At 65.6% G+C, this 13518-nt stretch carries 21 protein-coding genes and 1 riboswitch; of the genes, 8 read left to right on the top strand and 13 right to left on the bottom strand.

What is annotated here, in order from left to right; translation table 11 throughout:
• Nucleotides 1-4 precede the first annotated feature (4 nt).
• Nucleotides 5-538, top strand: coding sequence for an MAPEG family protein (locus tag EUU22_RS13305; RefSeq protein ID WP_245485025.1), 534 nt, complete (start codon nt 5-7; stop codon nt 536-538).
• A 114-nt stretch (nt 539-652) separates the two neighbouring features.
• On the opposite strand, the gene EUU22_RS13300 is transcribed toward EUU22_RS13305, so the two are convergent.
• Complete coding sequence (locus tag EUU22_RS13300; RefSeq protein WP_129332459.1) at nt 653-970, bottom strand: TraR/DksA family transcriptional regulator; 318 nt, start codon at nt 968-970, stop codon at nt 653-655.
• Nucleotides 971-997: 27 nt separating this feature from the next.
• Nucleotides 998-1408, bottom strand: coding sequence for a universal stress protein (locus EUU22_RS13295; protein WP_129332458.1), 411 nt, complete (start codon nt 1406-1408; stop codon nt 998-1000).
• 316 nt (nt 1409-1724) lie between these two features.
• Between EUU22_RS13295 and EUU22_RS13290 the strand changes: the two genes are divergently transcribed.
• The 3 genes from EUU22_RS13290 (at nt 1725) to EUU22_RS13280 (ending at nt 4043) form a co-directional block, all read left to right on the top strand.
• Nucleotides 1725-2645, top strand: a complete 921-nt coding sequence (locus EUU22_RS13290; protein ID WP_129332457.1) for a metal-dependent hydrolase — start codon at nt 1725-1727, stop codon at nt 2643-2645.
• A gap of 10 nt (nt 2646-2655) precedes the next feature.
• A complete protein-coding gene (locus tag EUU22_RS13285; RefSeq protein ID WP_129332456.1) occupies nt 2656-3474 on the top strand; it encodes a class I SAM-dependent methyltransferase in 819 nt (272 codons plus the stop codon).
• 110 nt (nt 3475-3584) lie between these two features.
• Complete coding sequence (locus tag EUU22_RS13280) at nt 3585-4043, top strand: cupin domain-containing protein (protein WP_129332455.1); 459 nt, start codon at nt 3585-3587, stop codon at nt 4041-4043.
• A 1-nt stretch (nt 4044) separates the two neighbouring features.
• Here the strand turns inward: EUU22_RS13280 and EUU22_RS13275 are convergent, their stop codons facing one another.
• On the bottom strand, nt 4045-4611 hold the full coding sequence (locus EUU22_RS13275; RefSeq protein WP_129332454.1) for a nucleoside 2-deoxyribosyltransferase: 567 nt from the start codon (nt 4609-4611) through the stop codon (nt 4045-4047).
• 207 nt (nt 4612-4818) lie between these two features.
• Here EUU22_RS13275 and EUU22_RS13270 point away from each other — a divergent pair, with 207 nt between their 5' ends.
• The gene (locus EUU22_RS13270; RefSeq protein ID WP_165351163.1) at nt 4819-5391 is read left to right on the top strand and encodes a GNAT family N-acetyltransferase; all 573 of its coding nucleotides are present in this window, start codon (nt 4819-4821) and stop codon (nt 5389-5391) included.
• 25 nt (nt 5392-5416) lie between these two features.
• Entirely contained in the window at nt 5417-5983 is a 567-nt protein-coding gene (locus EUU22_RS13265) for a type 1 glutamine amidotransferase family protein (protein ID WP_129332452.1), read from the top strand.
• A gap of 9 nt (nt 5984-5992) precedes the next feature.
• Here EUU22_RS13265 and EUU22_RS13260 read toward each other — a convergent pair whose 3' ends face one another.
• From EUU22_RS13260 to EUU22_RS13245, 4 genes are all read right to left on the bottom strand, one after another.
• A complete protein-coding gene (locus EUU22_RS13260) occupies nt 5993-6277 on the bottom strand; it encodes a hypothetical protein (protein ID WP_129332451.1) in 285 nt (94 codons plus the stop codon).
• A gap of 7 nt (nt 6278-6284) precedes the next feature.
• Complete coding sequence (locus EUU22_RS13255) at nt 6285-7031, bottom strand: CbtA family protein (RefSeq protein WP_129332450.1); 747 nt, start codon at nt 7029-7031, stop codon at nt 6285-6287.
• 12 nt (nt 7032-7043) lie between these two features.
• Nucleotides 7044-7229 carry a CbtB domain-containing protein gene (locus EUU22_RS13250; RefSeq protein WP_112690132.1) on the bottom strand — a complete coding sequence of 62 codons (186 nt, stop codon included), beginning with the start codon at nt 7227-7229 and terminating at the stop codon, nt 7044-7046.
• A 126-nt stretch (nt 7230-7355) separates the two neighbouring features.
• Nucleotides 7356-7570: riboswitch (cobalamin riboswitch) on the bottom strand.
• A gap of 16 nt (nt 7571-7586) precedes the next feature.
• Nucleotides 7587-7811, bottom strand: a complete 225-nt coding sequence (locus EUU22_RS13245; protein ID WP_129332449.1) for a hypothetical protein — start codon at nt 7809-7811, stop codon at nt 7587-7589.
• 455 nt (nt 7812-8266) lie between these two features.
• Between EUU22_RS13245 and EUU22_RS13240 the strand changes: the two genes are divergently transcribed.
• Entirely contained in the window at nt 8267-8503 is a 237-nt protein-coding gene (locus EUU22_RS13240; RefSeq protein WP_129332448.1) for a DUF1127 domain-containing protein, read from the top strand.
• A 92-nt stretch (nt 8504-8595) separates the two neighbouring features.
• Here EUU22_RS13240 and EUU22_RS13235 read toward each other — a convergent pair whose 3' ends face one another.
• The 5 genes from EUU22_RS13235 to EUU22_RS13215 all read right to left on the bottom strand — a co-directional run bounded on the left by EUU22_RS13235 (nt 8596) and on the right by EUU22_RS13215 (nt 11693).
• Complete coding sequence (locus EUU22_RS13235; protein ID WP_129332447.1) at nt 8596-8934, bottom strand: type II toxin-antitoxin system HicB family antitoxin; 339 nt, start codon at nt 8932-8934, stop codon at nt 8596-8598.
• Complete coding sequence (locus tag EUU22_RS13230; RefSeq protein WP_129332446.1) at nt 8931-9185, bottom strand: type II toxin-antitoxin system HicA family toxin; 255 nt, start codon at nt 9183-9185, stop codon at nt 8931-8933. The genes EUU22_RS13235 and EUU22_RS13230 overlap by 4 nt, the downstream gene beginning before the upstream one ends.
• A 52-nt stretch (nt 9186-9237) precedes the next feature.
• Nucleotides 9238-10155 (bottom strand): c-type cytochrome, encoded by a 918-nt coding sequence (locus tag EUU22_RS13225; RefSeq protein ID WP_129332445.1) that lies wholly within the window; start codon nt 10153-10155, stop codon nt 9238-9240.
• Nucleotides 10156-10250: 95 nt separating this feature from the next.
• On the bottom strand, nt 10251-10694 hold the full coding sequence (locus tag EUU22_RS13220; protein ID WP_129332444.1) for a c-type cytochrome: 444 nt from the start codon (nt 10692-10694) through the stop codon (nt 10251-10253).
• 369 nt (nt 10695-11063) lie between these two features.
• Nucleotides 11064-11693, bottom strand: coding sequence for a LysE family translocator (locus EUU22_RS13215; RefSeq protein ID WP_129332443.1), 630 nt, complete (start codon nt 11691-11693; stop codon nt 11064-11066).
• Between the two features lie 130 nt (nt 11694-11823).
• On the opposite strand from EUU22_RS13215, the gene EUU22_RS13210 reads away from it, so the two are divergent.
• Complete coding sequence (locus EUU22_RS13210) at nt 11824-12525, top strand: helix-turn-helix transcriptional regulator (protein ID WP_129332442.1); 702 nt, start codon at nt 11824-11826, stop codon at nt 12523-12525.
• Here EUU22_RS13210 and EUU22_RS13205 read toward each other — a convergent pair.
• A complete protein-coding gene (locus EUU22_RS13205; protein WP_129332441.1) occupies nt 12522-13391 on the bottom strand; it encodes a metallophosphoesterase in 870 nt (289 codons plus the stop codon). The genes EUU22_RS13210 and EUU22_RS13205 overlap by 4 nt on opposite strands.
• Between the last annotated feature and the right edge of the window lie 127 nt (nt 13392-13518).

The following is a 13518-nucleotide window of genomic DNA, read 5'->3' as shown; positions in this document are numbered from 1 at the left end:
CATCATGGGCGAATTTGCGACGTCCGGCAAGCGGTCGGCGGCGCTTGCGCGGCCCACCGCTTCGGCCTACAAATCCGCAGGCGTCTCGATCGACCGTTGCCGGACTTCGCGACAGGCCGGCAACGAGGCGACGACGGCGCCCTATTCGAGGAGAGCAGCCATGCGGTTCACGGTTCTCGCCACCTTCACCGCGCTCGTCGCCTATGCCTGGTTCATGATCAAGGTCGCCCGCGCCCGCAAGCAGTTCGGTGTCGAGGCGCCGCGCGTCACCGGCGACGAGGCCTTCGAGCGCATCTTCCGCGTTCAACAGAACACCGTGGAGCAGCTCGTGCTCTTCCTGCCGGCGCTCTGGCTCTTCGGCGCCTACGTCTCCGATCCGGTCGCCGGCATCCTCGGCCTCTGCTGGACGGGTGCGCGGGTGCTTTACGCCACGGAATATTATGCCGACGCCAGACGCCGCGGGCCGGGCGCGGCCCTCACCATCCTGATCGCACTGGTGCTGCTCGTCGGCGGCACGGTCGGCGCCCTGCTCCACTGAAGCGAAGCCATCCGCCGTCGCCCAAAGAAAAAGCCGGCGGGATCCTGGGCGACATGATCGTCGTCCGAAGATCCCACCGGCCGGCCCGTCCGGGAGGGGTATTGGCAGCCGGCGTCAGCCGGGCACGCAGTCTTGGCAGAAGGGCGTGTGCGGTACGGCATCAAGCCGTTCCTCGGAGATCGGCTGTCCGCAGGTCACGCAGATGCCGAAGGTGCCCTGTTCGATGCGCTTCAGCGCCGCGTCGATCGCCTTCAGCTCGGTCTCGCCGACCTGGCCGAATTCCTCGAGCACCTCGTCATTCTCGGCCTGGGTCGCCTGGTCCTCGAAATCCGGGCTCTTCTGCTCGCTCAGATCGGCGTCGATCTTGTTGAGCCTCGCGAGGATTTCGAGATGGCGCTGGCGCAGGATGTTCTCGTACTTCTTTATATCCATTCCGGGTGTTTCCTTGCCTTTTCCGTCTCAGCGATCGACGAGCACCGAGCACTTCGCGTGGCGCACCACCCGGTCCGCCGTCGCGCCGATCAGGTAGTTGGAGAAGTCCGGCACATGCGAGGCGATCATGATCAGCTCGGCCTTGTGCTCGCTCGCGGCAGCAAGGATTTCGCGGGCGGCGGCTCCGCTGCGGATCTCGACGCGGGCGGTGATCCCGGTCTTTTCCTTGAGCTCGACGAGCTTGGCCTTGCTGTCCTTGATGGCGTTTTCGATGATGTCCACCGGAAGATCGATTGCGAGATAGCCCGGCATGTCCTCGACCACCGTCATGAGCACGATTTCACCGCCGGTGTCGAGCAGGGAGGCCGCCTTGCGCAGGATCTTCTCGCCCTTGTCGAGCGCGGCGCAGTCTACCGGTACGATGATCTTCTTGTACATCAGCTCTCTCCTTGTCACGGCAGGAGGACCCCTGCCTTTTCCAGCCCTTTTGATGCTATAATCCTGCGACCGGGCTCCTTCCGCATTGATCAAGATCAAGTTTTGAACCGGCCGGCGCCGATGGTTCGTTATCGATCATGCTCCTTCTCCGCGCAGGATACGGCGGCCACACGCCGGCGGCAAGGGAGCGGGCGACGGCCCTGCCGCCGCGAGGGGCGCCCTGTTGCCAGCACACCCGCGTTTAGTATAGTCCCTCGCAGAGAGAAGTCCCGGCGCGCGACGCGGCCCGGGTTCCAGCAGAACGGGAAACTGCACGATGGCTGAACCGCAGGTCATGAGGCCGGGCGCTCATTGGACGGGGGCTGCTCCGGCGAGCGACGATGAGGACATCATCCCGCGCGACATTCGCTTCGGCATCCTCGAGAATCCGACCCGCCAGTGGCTGGACGGAGATTTCCACAAGACGGCCCTCATCGACGGACTCTCCATCTTCCTGCCGGAAGGAGAGCGCTATTTCATCCGCGCGCTGAAATACTACGCGCCGAAGCTGCCTGATCGCCAGCTCGCCGCCGAGATCAACGGCTACGCGGTGCAGGAGGCGTTCCACACCCGCGAGCATGAGGAATACAACGAGGCCCTCGGCAAGCTCGGCTACGATGTCGAAGCAATGGAAGAGCCGGTGCGCAAGACGCTGCGAAGCGACAAGATCCCGATCTTCCGGCTAGCCGTCACCTGCGCCATCGAGCACCTGACGGCGACGCTCTCCACCGTGACGCTGCGCAATCCGCAATTCCTGGAGAATGCCGCGCCCGCCTATCGCCGCCTGTGGATGTGGCACGCGCTGGAGGAACTGGAGCACAAGGCCGTCGCGCTCCATGTCTTCAAGGCCGCGACGCCGAAATACTCCGGCTTCAAGCGCTACATGCTGCGCACCATGGCCTTCAATGCCGTCGCCTGGACCTTTCTGGTAATCACGTTGCGCAACCTGACGCTCTTCGCCAAGGTAGACGGCGTCAAGACCGGCCCGCGTTTCTGGGCGCGCCTTCTGTGGGTCCTGTTCTTCGCGCCCGGTTATTGGCGCAAGTGCGCGCCGCTGGTGCTGAAATACTATCTGCCGGGCTTCAGTCCCCTGAACAAGGACGACCACGAACTGATCCGCAAGGGCCGCGACTGGCTCTATCGCGAGTTCACAACACTCGAAGCCGCGTCCGCGCCGGCTGCCCCGGCCGCGGAGTGAAAGTGTAGCGATGAGCAGCCGTCTCTTTTCCAGCGTCCTCGATATCGCCACGCCCGGCCGGTTCCCGCGCGCCCAGAAATGGATCTGGCGACGCGTCTACAACCTGCTTTCGCTGTTCTGGAAGGATCGCGACTGGCGCTTCATGAACTACGGATACGTCGGCGATGGACCGGCGTTCCCGCTCCGCCCCGAGGACGAAAAGGAGCGCGCCTTCATCGGGCTCTACCAGCAGGCGATGGAAGGCCTGCCGGTCGAGGGCGCAAGGGTGCTCGAGGTGGGTTCCGGCAGAGGTGGCGGCGCGCGCTACGTCGCCCGCTATTTCGCCCCCGCCGCCGTTACCGGGCTCGACTATTCGCCCGAGACCGTCCGCCGCGCCCGAAGCCTCAACGCCGACACGCCGAAGCTCACCTTCGAGCAGGGCGATGCCGAGAAGATGCCCTTTACCGACGCCTCGTTCGACATCGTCGTCAACATCGAATCCTCCCATTGCTACGGCGACGTCGAAGCCTTCGCCCGCGAGGTCGCCCGCGTGCTCAAGCCCGGCGGCTGGTTCACCTTCGCCGACATGCGCCCGAAGAGCCAGCTTTCCGCCCTCGACGCACAGCTCGCGGCACCCGGCCTGGAATGCGTGGCAAGCCGCAACATCTCGACGAACGTCGTCGCCGCCCTCGACGCGGCCGAGGCCCGCAAGCGCGAGCGTATCGGCCGGGCCTGGTTCCTGAAGCAGTTCATGGCCGAATTCTCCGGCGCGAAGGGCTCTATGCTCTACAAGGGCCTGAAGGGCGGCAGCATCATCTACGTGGCGCGGCGGTATCGCAAGACGCAGTAGGTCGGCGACCTGTCCGTGCCGTCGCCGGACACGAGAGGACACCCTCTCGTCCTCTTCCCCTGCCCCGCCGAGGGACGAGAGGGGCACCTGCCACCAGACGGGAGGAACCGATGCCGATCGTGAGACAGGAAGACGCGCCGGTCGAGGAAGCCACCGGCAGCGGCATCAATGCCGAACTCGGCTCCTACCGGGCGCTGCTGCTCTCGGATGCCGGCGGGCTCACCCAATTCGGCGCCTTTCTCGAAACCCTGCCACCGGGGTCCTTCTCCTCCCACAAGCACTGGCACGAGAAGGAGGACGAGTTCATCTTCGTCATAGCCGGCACGGTGACGCTCAACGAGGGCGACAACCTGACCGAGATGCATCCAGGCGATGCCGCGACCTTCAAGGCGGGGGTTGCGGTCGGCCACCGGCTGGAGAACCGCTCCGACGCGCCGGCAAGCTACCTCGTCGTCGGCACCCGTTCGCCGGACGACGTGGTGCACTATGCCGACAAGGACCTGCTGCTCACCAAGGTGAACTTCGAGAAGCGCCTGACGACGAAGGCCGGAGAACCGGTTGTGCGGTGATCTAGGGCCGCTCTGCGATGAACTTCAGGCACTGCTCGAAGGCTGTGAGGTCGGAATAGAGCGCGTCGGGCGCGGCGGCATGGACGGCGACGAGCCCACTGCGGCGCACGACACCGCCATGCAGCATCAGGTTGTCGATCATCTCGACATCCTCGATGGAGATGCCGTCCGGCCCGCGCCAGCGGCCGTTTTCGTCCTTCGACACGGAACCCTCGTAATGGCGCATGGCGCGGTCGAAATGGCTGTCGGCGACGTTCGTGTAGGCACAGGCGATCTTGCCTTGGGCGCACATGTAACCGAGCTCGAAGGCGGTGCCGACATCGGCCGCGATGCCGCGGAAGGGCGTCAGGTTGGCGATGATGCCGTCGGCCGAATTCATCATGTGCTCGTCGACCGAGCTGATGCGCAGGCCGAATTCGCGCGGCGTCGGCGCCGGCGCGATGAAGATGTCGCCGGGCTTGACCGGCTCGAAGCCGTAGGCGCGCGTCAGCTGGGCCTTGGCATCGAGGACCGAACGGGCGTCCTTGAGGAAGACTTCCGGTCCGGCGAGATAGAGCTTGAGGGGCATGGGCGACGCCGTGTTCGTGGAGGAGGGAAAACCCTTCTAGCAAGCGGCCTCGCGGACCGCCATAGCGGAGCCAGCCCGGGAGAGACAAAGTCGACATTGACAATCGATTGAAATCGGCGCATCTCTCGCGACATGATCAACGCACGCGCACTCATCACCTGCACGTATTTTTGGGCCTACCGGTAAAGGGCGGCCCGACAGATCATCATGTCAACAGGCCGCCGTCAGGCGGCCTTGTTGTTTTCGAAGACAGCTTCCCCTGACGGCACCGAGCGAAAGAGGGAAGCGACAATGACCGAAGACACAGACATCACCCTGCCCCGGCCGCCGGTCGTGGTGATCCGCCACGCGCGAGCGACCGACCTGCCGGAACTCAACGAGATGATCGCCGCGCTCGCCGCCCATCACGGCGACGCCTCGGCGATGACGCCCGACAAGCTCGAACGCGACCTCTTCGGCCCCGTGCCGTGGATCACCGCGCTCGTCGCCGACGGCGGCGAGAACTTGATCGGCTACGCCATCCTCGTGCCGCTCTACAAGGCCCAGGAAGGCAAACGCGGCATGGACCTTCACCATCTCTACGTCCGCGACGGCCAGCGCGGAAACGGCATCGGCCACCATCTCGTCAAGCGCGCCCGCGAGGTTGCCCGCAGCGCCGGTTGCGACTACCTTTCGGTGAGTGCCGCCACCGGCAATTTCGCCGCCCATCGCTTCTACGAGCATCTCGACTTCGTGCCGCGTCCCGTGACCGGCATGCGCTACCTGCAGGCCCTCGCCTGAACGGAAACCAAGACGGAGACGGTTCATGACCCGCATCGCCATTGCCCTTGCCGAAGACTTCGCCGACTGGGAATGCGCCCTGCTGATGGCGGCGGCCCGCGCCTATCTCGGCGTCGAGGTCTTGACCGCCTCGCCCGACGGCCGACCGGTCACCTCCATGGGCGGGCTGAAGGTGACGCCCGACCTCTCCTTCGCCGATCTCGATCCGGCGCGCTTCGACGCGCTCGTGCTGCCGGGCGGTCTTTCCTGGGAAAAAGGAGTGGCGCCGGACTTCTCGCCCCTCGTCCGCGCCTTCAATGACGCCGGAAAGGTCGTCGGCGGCATCTGCGCGGCGGCAAGCGCCGTCGCCGGCTCCGGCATCCTCGACGGCGTCGCCCATACCGGAAATTCTCTCGCCTCGCACCAGAAGTATCCCGGCTATCACGGCGCTGCGCACTATATGGACCGGCCGCAGGCGGTCTCGGACGGCAAGGTGGTGACGGCGCCAGGCACGGCACCTTATACGTTCACCGTCGAGATGCTGAAGGCGCTCGATCTGTGGGGTCCGGAGGCGGAAGCGGAGCTTTCGGCCTTTTCGGCCGAGCACCGCTGAGCACGACCGTCAGCCTGCGCGCAGCATCCGCAGCGCCCGGCGAATTTCGCGGCTGTTCAGGTTGAAGGCGTTGCCCGGAACGGGGCCACGCCCCGCCTTCTCGTCCGCGGCCGCCTCGAAGGCGGCGCGATGGCGGACAAACCATCTCATGCACTCCTGCGCGGTCGGCGAGGCGTTTCTCGTCAGGGCGCGAAAGGCGAGCCGATGGACGAAGCAGCGGCTGCCGGAGGCGGGATGCGAAAAGACCAGCGCATCGAGATCGATGCGCCAGTCGTAAGCGGGAGCGCCGGCCATGGCGGCCTCAGGCTTCCATGCGCTGGCGGAAATAGCCCGAGAGACTGCCGAGCAGCGCCCAGAAGACGAGGCTCGTCAGGGTCGCGACGACCACGAAGCGGCGCGACAGCACCTCCGGGGCGAGTGCCGCCTCGCCTTCCGGCGCGACCGGGGCGCCGACCACATGCGGCAGCGCGATCAGCACGAGTGCCGCAGCCGCCGCCAAGGGGGTGCGCTTGAAGTAGAGGAGCGCGATGCCGCCCGCGGTCGCGATCGCCGTTGCGATCCACCAGACCTGCCGCTCGCCGAGCGGCGCGGCCGGTGTGCCCGGCAGTTCCGGATGCAGCCCGAGCGTCGGCGCGAGCATGACGGCTGCGAAACCGCAGAGCCCCCAGGCAAGCCCGGTCCGCCAGCCCGCCGGCTGGCGCGTCGCCTGCATGAGCCCGTTCAGCACCAGCGCGAAGCCGGTGGCGGTGAGCACGTTGGCGACGAGCGTCGCGAAGTGGCGTTCGAACCCGTCGGCCGGTGCCCACGCATCCGCCGCATGTTCATGCTCGTGGGAGGCCGCAGGGGCCGCGGTTTCCGCGCCTGCCGCCGTGCCATGGTCATGGCCATCATGGCCGCCGAGCTCGGGGGATGCCGGCGCGGCAGTCTCATAGACCTCGGCGGCAAAGATCAGCGGCTCGGTGCCGACATACTGCACGAGGCTGATGACCGCGCCGACGATCAGCCCGACCAGCGCCGAGACGAAGACCAGCGATCGGAAGAGATGCATTTCGCCCACCCGTCAGTGGCAGGGAAAGGCGTTGGCGTGGCGCGTGTCGTGGGCCGCGTTGTGGACCACGTCGAGCTGCGAGAAGCCGACGAAACCGATCATGAAGAGGCCGAAGAGGACGCTCATCATCGAGGGCAGCAGCGCGCCGGCCTTGAGGCCGGAAGTGGAAAGGGTGGAAGCGGCAGTATTTGCGGTCATGTTTGTCCCTCCGAGGAGCAATGAAAACTCGTCGCCCTGGACGGAGGCGAAGGACAGGACCGGTCTGACGGCGGCCCTCCGGAGGAGGAAGCGCATCGACGGCTGCCCGGAACAACCCCGTCCGGCAGGCGGTTCAGTGCGATGGCAGGTCTCCTGGCTCGCGGGTCATCACGTCCGGACGGCCTTCCCGGATATCTCCAGTGGCCTTGGCGCCGGACGTTCTCCGCTCACAGTTGCGGGGGCAGCCACGAATCGGGTCCCTCTGGGGTCTCCCCTATCGTATTCCCTATTATTCCCCGAGGCAGCGCGACCTCCAAGGAACCATCTTGCCGAATATCAACTGTCCGGCCACCGCCGTCAATGGCGCACCGGCGGTTTTTCCGACCAATTCTGCAGCGTCGTCTTGATGAGGATGAGTGCCGCGCGCTGGGCCTGGTCGCGCTCGCCGGGATCGACGATCGCCTTCAGCCGCGCCTGGAGGGCGCCGACCGTCTCCATGACCCAGCGATGCAGCATGGGATCGGGATAGCGGTCGAGCAGACGCCGCAATGCCTGCTCCATCCGTCGCCTTTCCAAGCTCATTTCCCGCCCCCTTCGCGTCTTCCGAGTCTCCGGAGACTAACGGCGGAGGACTTGCGTGGCGCTGGAGCCCCTGAGCCACCATGTTGCGCATCGGCAACAGACCTGCCGCAAAATCTGCAATTCGCGATTGCAGACTTGAAGATCGGAAAATCTCGTGTACGTTACGCTCATCCGCAACTCACAGCACAGGAGGCGTGACATGATACTCACCACCACATCCGCGCGCCTCTTCGGCGGAACGGCTTTCGCAGCGTCTGGCATCCATATGCCGGTGCGACGCCGAACCTCTGTATTCGGCTTCTAAAGCCCGGATTTCCGCCGCTCAGGCATTCCAGAACCGACCTTAACGTGACCGACTGATACGGCTGTGCCTTGCGCGCATCCGCGTCCGCGCCGGTCCATCCATCGCAACTTCGAAAGGACCTGGCCGCGTGAGCGCGCCGGGACGGAAGATCATGCACAAAGAACACGTATTGGTTGTTGATGCCCTGCCCGTCGTCGCCGACGAACTCTGCCGGAAATTCGGTTTCTGGAGGAGCGCGCTGGCGCTGGTCGCGGCAGCCCACCGGCGCCGGAGGATCGAGGGACAGCTCTCGCACTTCTCGAATCGCCTGCGCCGCGACGTCGGCCTGCCAGAGGCCTACGACCCCCGGGGCAAGGCGACGTTCACCCTCTGGGACATCCGGCTGTGACAGCGGCACCGGGCGGTGCCGCAGGGCCTTATGCTGGACGCGGAGTGATCGGGGCACCGGTCATTCCGCGTCTGCGCCCGCCTGACTGATGGTCAGATCTTCCCGCCCACGGCCTCGGCAAAAACGTCTTCCGCCCACTGGTTCAGGCTCTTGCCTGAAAGTTCGGCAGCCCTTGCGGCACGCGCATGCAGTTCGGGTGCGACGCGGAACATCATCTTGCCGGAATAGGCCTTCATCGGCGCCCGCCCGAGCTTTCGGCAAGTTTCCAGATAGTCGTTGACGGCCTCATGGAAGGCGGCTTTCAGCCCCTCCACTGTATCGGCGTGAAAGCCGACCACATCGTCGATCCCGGCCAAGCGGCCGACGAAAATATCGTCCTCGCCATCGAATTCGACGCGGGCCGAAAAACCCTTGTAAGTCATGGTGTTCATGGCACAATTCCCAGCATTTCCAGAAAGCGTCGCGCATCACGGACCTGATAACGTTTGGCTTCCTTCTCCGGGTGCGGCCGATGGAAGAGGGCCAGCAGCCCGTCCTTTTCGAAACGAACGCGCGAGCCGCTTCCTTCCACCAGGGTGCAACCGATCGCGATCAGCAGACTTTCGACATCGGACCATACGATGGAGCCGGACACCGGCTCCCTGAAAATCGCCAGCAATGTCTTTCGATGCCGACCGTTCATGCCTCAATATGGAGGATGCTAGCACATTTTGCAAGCAATATGACGCTCAGCCCTATTCCACCGCGGGGACGGCCCTCAGGTAGGCGGCGATCGCCGCGCGGTCCTCGGCCGGCAGCTCGGCCATGTTCTTCTGGACCTCGACCATCGCACCGCCGACACTGTCGAAATCGGGGGTGAAACCGGTTTCGAGATAGGTGGCGATGTCGTCCTCGGTCCAGGAACCCATGGTCTTCGAGCCGGGGGTGATGTTCGGGATCGTGCCCTTGCCTTCCGGGTTCGGCCCGCCGGCGAGCCACAGCCGGGCCTTGAAGCCGCCGAAGCCGTCGCGCGGGGTGTGGCATTCGCCGCAATGGCCCGGCCCTTCGACGAGATACTGGCCGCGCTTCGCCACATCGGAGGCATCGGCGAGTTCGACGCGCGGGCCGGTGGAGAAATAGAGGAACTTCCAGCCGCCGAGCAGTAGGCGCTGGTTGAAGGGGAAGGAGAGCGCGTGGTCCGGCGCCGTCTTGTCGCTCGCCGGCAGCGTCTTCAGGAAGCCGAAGAGGTCGTTGACGTCCTTCGGCGTCATCCGCGCATAGGAGCCGTAGGGGAAGGCCGGATAGAGATGTTCGCCATCGCGGCCGACGCCGCGGGTCATCGCATTGCCGAACTCGGCGAGTGTCCAGGAGCCGATACCGGCCGCCGCGTCGCTCGAAATGTTCGGCGCATAGAAGGTGCCGAAGGGGCTTTGGAGCGGCGCTCCGCCGGAGAGCACCAGGCGATCGTCGCCCGCCGCACCCTTCGCCGCATGGCAGCTCGTGCAGCCGCCGGCAAAAAAGATGCGCCGGCCGTTTTCGAGGTCGGGCGCACCGAGATCCGCCCATACGGAAGCCGCCTGCGGGGCCGGCGCGGTGACGAAGAGAAAACCGGCGCCGCCGGCGATCCCGAGGACGACGAGGGCGCCGAGCGCCTTCAGGGTTTTCCGTGCCATGACACCTCCGAAAGCACGCAGGACGAATGCGATATGCCGAAAGGGGCCCGGCCGCCTTCGGCCGGAACCCGCTTCGTCGCGTCTCGCCCGCGCGATTACTTCTTCAGCCGGTACGTCTCATGACAGGCGCTGCAAGCCTCGCCGAGCGCCTTCATGGTCGCGCCGGTGCTCGCCTGGTCGGTCGGAAGAGCGGCGAGCTGCGCATCGGCGACCTTCACAAGATTGGCCGCCTTGGCCTTGAAGTCATCCGTGTTTTCCCAGATCTTCGGGCTCGCTTCTGTCTTGAAGCCCGTCTCGGAGCCGGCGGGGAAATTTTCCGGGAAGGTCGAGGCGACTTCCTTCATCGTGGTCAGCGAGCCCTTCACCACCGCGGCATCGAAGGGCGCCTTGCCCTTGACGATTGCGCCGATGGCGCCCATCGCGTCGCCGACCTTCTCCATCATTTCCTGACGCACGACCTGAGGTTCTCCGGCGGCGAAAGCCGTGCCCATTCCCAAACCGGCGGCGACGGCCGCTGCCACGACAAATCTCAGCTTCATAGAAAATACTCCCGTTCAATGACCGGCCGCGCCGGCGTTGACACCAACGCCCGATGATTGCCGGATGTTCGCGGCGGAATGAAGTCACAATCCGGTGATGCCGGGTGCGGGCGGCAAATCCTTGATCCTGTTCACGAAGTCGATACCTGTCGGAGCTGCCGGAAAACGGTGATCAAGACGGCCGGCGATCGGCGGCGCAACCGCAAAACCGCCGTCATGCCGGACTTGATCCGGCATCCAGCGCGATCAAGTCCTTGATCGCGAGAGGAGTCCCTCGCGGCGCGGACGCGCCGCGGCTAGACCCCGGATCAAGTCCGGGGTGACGGAGGAGGTTGAGCGTTCCAACAACCTCGGCCGGCAATCTCCGCCTCACCGCAGGCTCTCCCACAGCGTGACGGCGGCGGCGGTGATGAGAAGCGCGCCGGCGCCGCGGCCGATCCAGACGGTGATCGCCGGGCTGTTGGTGAGAAGGCTGCGGGCGCGGTCTCCGGCAAGCGCCACCGCGCCGTAGACGAGGCCCTGGATCAGGACCGTCATGACGCCGAAGACGAGCCCCTGCAGCCAGATCGGCCCGTAGACGGGTTTGAGGAACTGCGGATAGACGGCAAGCACGAAAATATAGGCCTTGGGGTTCAAAAGGCAGGTCGTCACCGCCTGCCGGAAGGTCGTCCAGCCGCTCCGCCGTCCGACCCCTTCGACCGAGGAGACGGTGATGGAGCTGCGGACGAGCGAAAACCCGACCCAGATCATATAGGCGGCGCCGAGGACGAGAAGCGGCAGGAAGAAGCGCGGCGCGAAGGCGACGAGAAAGCCGGTGCCGAGCGTGCCGTAGAGCGTGTGCACCGCCCCGCCGGTCATCATGCCGCCGGTCGCCGTCAGCCCCTGTCGGCGGCCGCCAGAAAGCGAACTGGCGAGCACATAGATCATGTCCATGCCCGGCACGATGATGATTCCGAGGATCAGGAGGAAGAAAAGCCAGAGATTTTCCGTGTAAGTCATGTCAGTATCCTTGCGAGAGCGGATCGGCTGCGTCGTGGTTTCGGACGAAAAATCAGCCTGTTGATCGGAAATCTAGCGAGGAGCAACTGACAGCGTCCTGTCAGGAGACCCTCTCGGGGAGGATCACAAAATGCGCAAGGCCTCGCGGCTCTTCGAGATCATCCAGATCCTGCGCACGGCGCGAAAGGCGGTGACGGCGCGGACGATCGCCGAGGCGCTCGAAGTGACGGAGCGCTCGATCTACCGCGATATCGCCGCCCTTCAGGCGATGCGGGTGCCGATCGAGGGCGAGCGCGGGCTCGGCTATATCCTGCGTCCCGGCTTCGACCTGCCGCCACTGATGTTCACCATCGAGGAAACCGAGGCAGTCGTGCTGGCGCTCGCACTCCTCGAACGCACCGGCGACGAAGGGCTGAAACGGGCAGCGAAACGGGTCAACCAAAAGATCGCCGGTGCTGTGCCGCCGCCGCTCCGCCGCACGCTGGAAACGAAGGCGCTCTACGCCTGGGGCGCATCCGCCCCCTCGCCTGCCGGCGTCGACCTGGCGCTCCTTAGACGGGCGATCCGCGACGAGCGCAAGCTCGAGATCGACTATCGCGACGAGCTCGGACGGGCGAGCGAGCGCATCATCCGGCCGATCGCGCTCATCTACTATTCGCAGACCGCGACCATCGTCGCGTGGTGCGAGCTGCGGCAGGCGCTGCGCAGCTTCCGCGCCGACCGGATCGAGCATTGCGCCGAGGCGGACGGATTCTTCAAGGGCGAAGGCGACCGGCTGCGGGCGCTCTGGGTAAACGGCTGGCGGGCGGAGGACGCGGCCGTCAACGGTTAGGGCCAGCCGCGCCGCGCGGTCACGGGGAGCCCGAGGCTCCGGCTCGGCTCGCGGCCGAAGCCGGTGATGTCGATGCGGTCGTCGAAGACCTCGACGAGGGCGAACGCGTTCTCCCGCTCGGTATCGACCATGCCGCGGAAATTGACGAAATGGGTGCCGCCGAGTTCGCCGTAATTGCCGGCGTGGTTGTGACCGCAGAAATAGGCGGCGACTGCCGGCGAACGGACGAGCAGGCCGGCCACCGCCTCGGCGTTCCAGAGATTGTGCTCGTTGTGCGGGAAGAGCGGATAGTGGCCCATGACGATCACCGTCTCGCCGGCTTCTTCCGCGAGCGCCAGCCGCCCGGAAAGCCAGGCGAGCTGGGCTTCGCCGACACCGCCGTTCCATATCTGGGCATTGGCGGCTCCCGCCCGCCGCAGCGTTGCAAGCATCTCTTCGGCGGCGGCGCGGCGGGGATCGGCGGCCGGCGGCGCGAAGAGCGAGATGTCGCTCCCCTCGATGACGACGATGCGGCAGCCGTTGCGCACGAGGTCGTAATAGGGGGCGGCCATGCCGAGCCTTCGATGCACCTCGCCGAGCCGCGCCTCCTCGACAATGAAATCATGGTTGCCGGGCAGGAACAGGCATTCGTGGCGGAGCCCCGCATAGACGGAGAGCACGGCGTCGAAGTTCTCGAAACCGCGGTCGATCACGTCACCGAGGGTCAGCACGAAGTCGAGCTCCTCGGCGTTGAACCGGCGGACCGCCTCAGCAAGCTTGTCGAGGCTTTTGGTGAAATAGCGGTCTAGCCGGAGATCGGGCTCGGCGGCGGCATATTGCGGATCGGCGATGATGCCGAAACGGAGACGGGGAGCGGAAGAGGTCACGAGACGCCTGCGGTCAATATTGGCGGAGGGGCGCTCTTAGGATGCGGATGTGACGGTGCGATGACAAGAGACCAGCGCACGAAGACGGGCGGGCGAAAGATCGCCCCGCCCTTCGTCTCCCCGGCCG

Source organism: Ciceribacter ferrooxidans (genome assembly GCF_004137355.1).
Classification (GTDB): domain Bacteria; phylum Pseudomonadota; class Alphaproteobacteria; order Rhizobiales; family Rhizobiaceae; genus Allorhizobium; species Allorhizobium ferrooxidans.
This window is presented reverse-complemented; position numbering and strand designations above follow the sequence as displayed.

Bases quoted from the DNA above. Each gene is read 5' to 3' on its own strand.
- EUU22_RS13235 (WP_129332447.1), bottom strand. From the start codon at position 8,934: ATGAACACCATGACTTACAAGGGTTTTTCGGCCCGCGTCGAATTCGAT.
- EUU22_RS13255 (WP_129332450.1), bottom strand. From the start codon at position 7,031: ATGCATCTCTTCCGATCGCTGGTCTTCGTCTCGGCGCTGGTCGGGCTG.
- EUU22_RS13225 (WP_129332445.1), bottom strand. From the start codon at position 10,155: ATGGCACGGAAAACCCTGAAGGCGCTCGGCGCCCTCGTCGTCCTCGGG.
- EUU22_RS13240 (WP_129332448.1), top strand. From the start codon at position 8,267: ATGCACAAAGAACACGTATTGGTTGTTGATGCCCTGCCCGTCGTCGCC.
- EUU22_RS13215 (WP_129332443.1), bottom strand. From the start codon at position 11,693: ATGACTTACACGGAAAATCTCTGGCTTTTCTTCCTCCTGATCCTCGGA.
- EUU22_RS13295 (WP_129332458.1), bottom strand. From the start codon at position 1,408: ATGTACAAGAAGATCATCGTACCGGTAGACTGCGCCGCGCTCGACAAG.
- EUU22_RS13270 (WP_165351163.1), top strand. From the start codon at position 4,819: ATGTCAACAGGCCGCCGTCAGGCGGCCTTGTTGTTTTCGAAGACAGCT.
- EUU22_RS13250 (WP_112690132.1), bottom strand. From the start codon at position 7,229: ATGACCGCAAATACTGCCGCTTCCACCCTTTCCACTTCCGGCCTCAAG.
- EUU22_RS13300 (WP_129332459.1), bottom strand. From the start codon at position 970: ATGGATATAAAGAAGTACGAGAACATCCTGCGCCAGCGCCATCTCGAA.
- EUU22_RS13260 (WP_129332451.1), bottom strand. From the start codon at position 6,277: ATGGCCGGCGCTCCCGCTTACGACTGGCGCATCGATCTCGATGCGCTG.
- EUU22_RS13230 (WP_129332446.1), bottom strand. From the start codon at position 9,185: ATGAACGGTCGGCATCGAAAGACATTGCTGGCGATTTTCAGGGAGCCG.
- EUU22_RS13280 (WP_129332455.1), top strand. From the start codon at position 3,585: ATGCCGATCGTGAGACAGGAAGACGCGCCGGTCGAGGAAGCCACCGGC.
- EUU22_RS13210 (WP_129332442.1), top strand. From the start codon at position 11,824: ATGCGCAAGGCCTCGCGGCTCTTCGAGATCATCCAGATCCTGCGCACG.
- EUU22_RS13220 (WP_129332444.1), bottom strand. From the start codon at position 10,694: ATGAAGCTGAGATTTGTCGTGGCAGCGGCCGTCGCCGCCGGTTTGGGA.
- EUU22_RS13265 (WP_129332452.1), top strand. From the start codon at position 5,417: ATGACCCGCATCGCCATTGCCCTTGCCGAAGACTTCGCCGACTGGGAA.
- EUU22_RS13275 (WP_129332454.1), bottom strand. From the start codon at position 4,611: ATGCCCCTCAAGCTCTATCTCGCCGGACCGGAAGTCTTCCTCAAGGAC.
- EUU22_RS13245 (WP_129332449.1), bottom strand. From the start codon at position 7,811: ATGAGCTTGGAAAGGCGACGGATGGAGCAGGCATTGCGGCGTCTGCTC.
- EUU22_RS13305 (WP_245485025.1), top strand. From the start codon at position 5: ATGGGCGAATTTGCGACGTCCGGCAAGCGGTCGGCGGCGCTTGCGCGG.
- EUU22_RS13285 (WP_129332456.1), top strand. From the start codon at position 2,656: ATGAGCAGCCGTCTCTTTTCCAGCGTCCTCGATATCGCCACGCCCGGC.
- EUU22_RS13290 (WP_129332457.1), top strand. From the start codon at position 1,725: ATGGCTGAACCGCAGGTCATGAGGCCGGGCGCTCATTGGACGGGGGCT.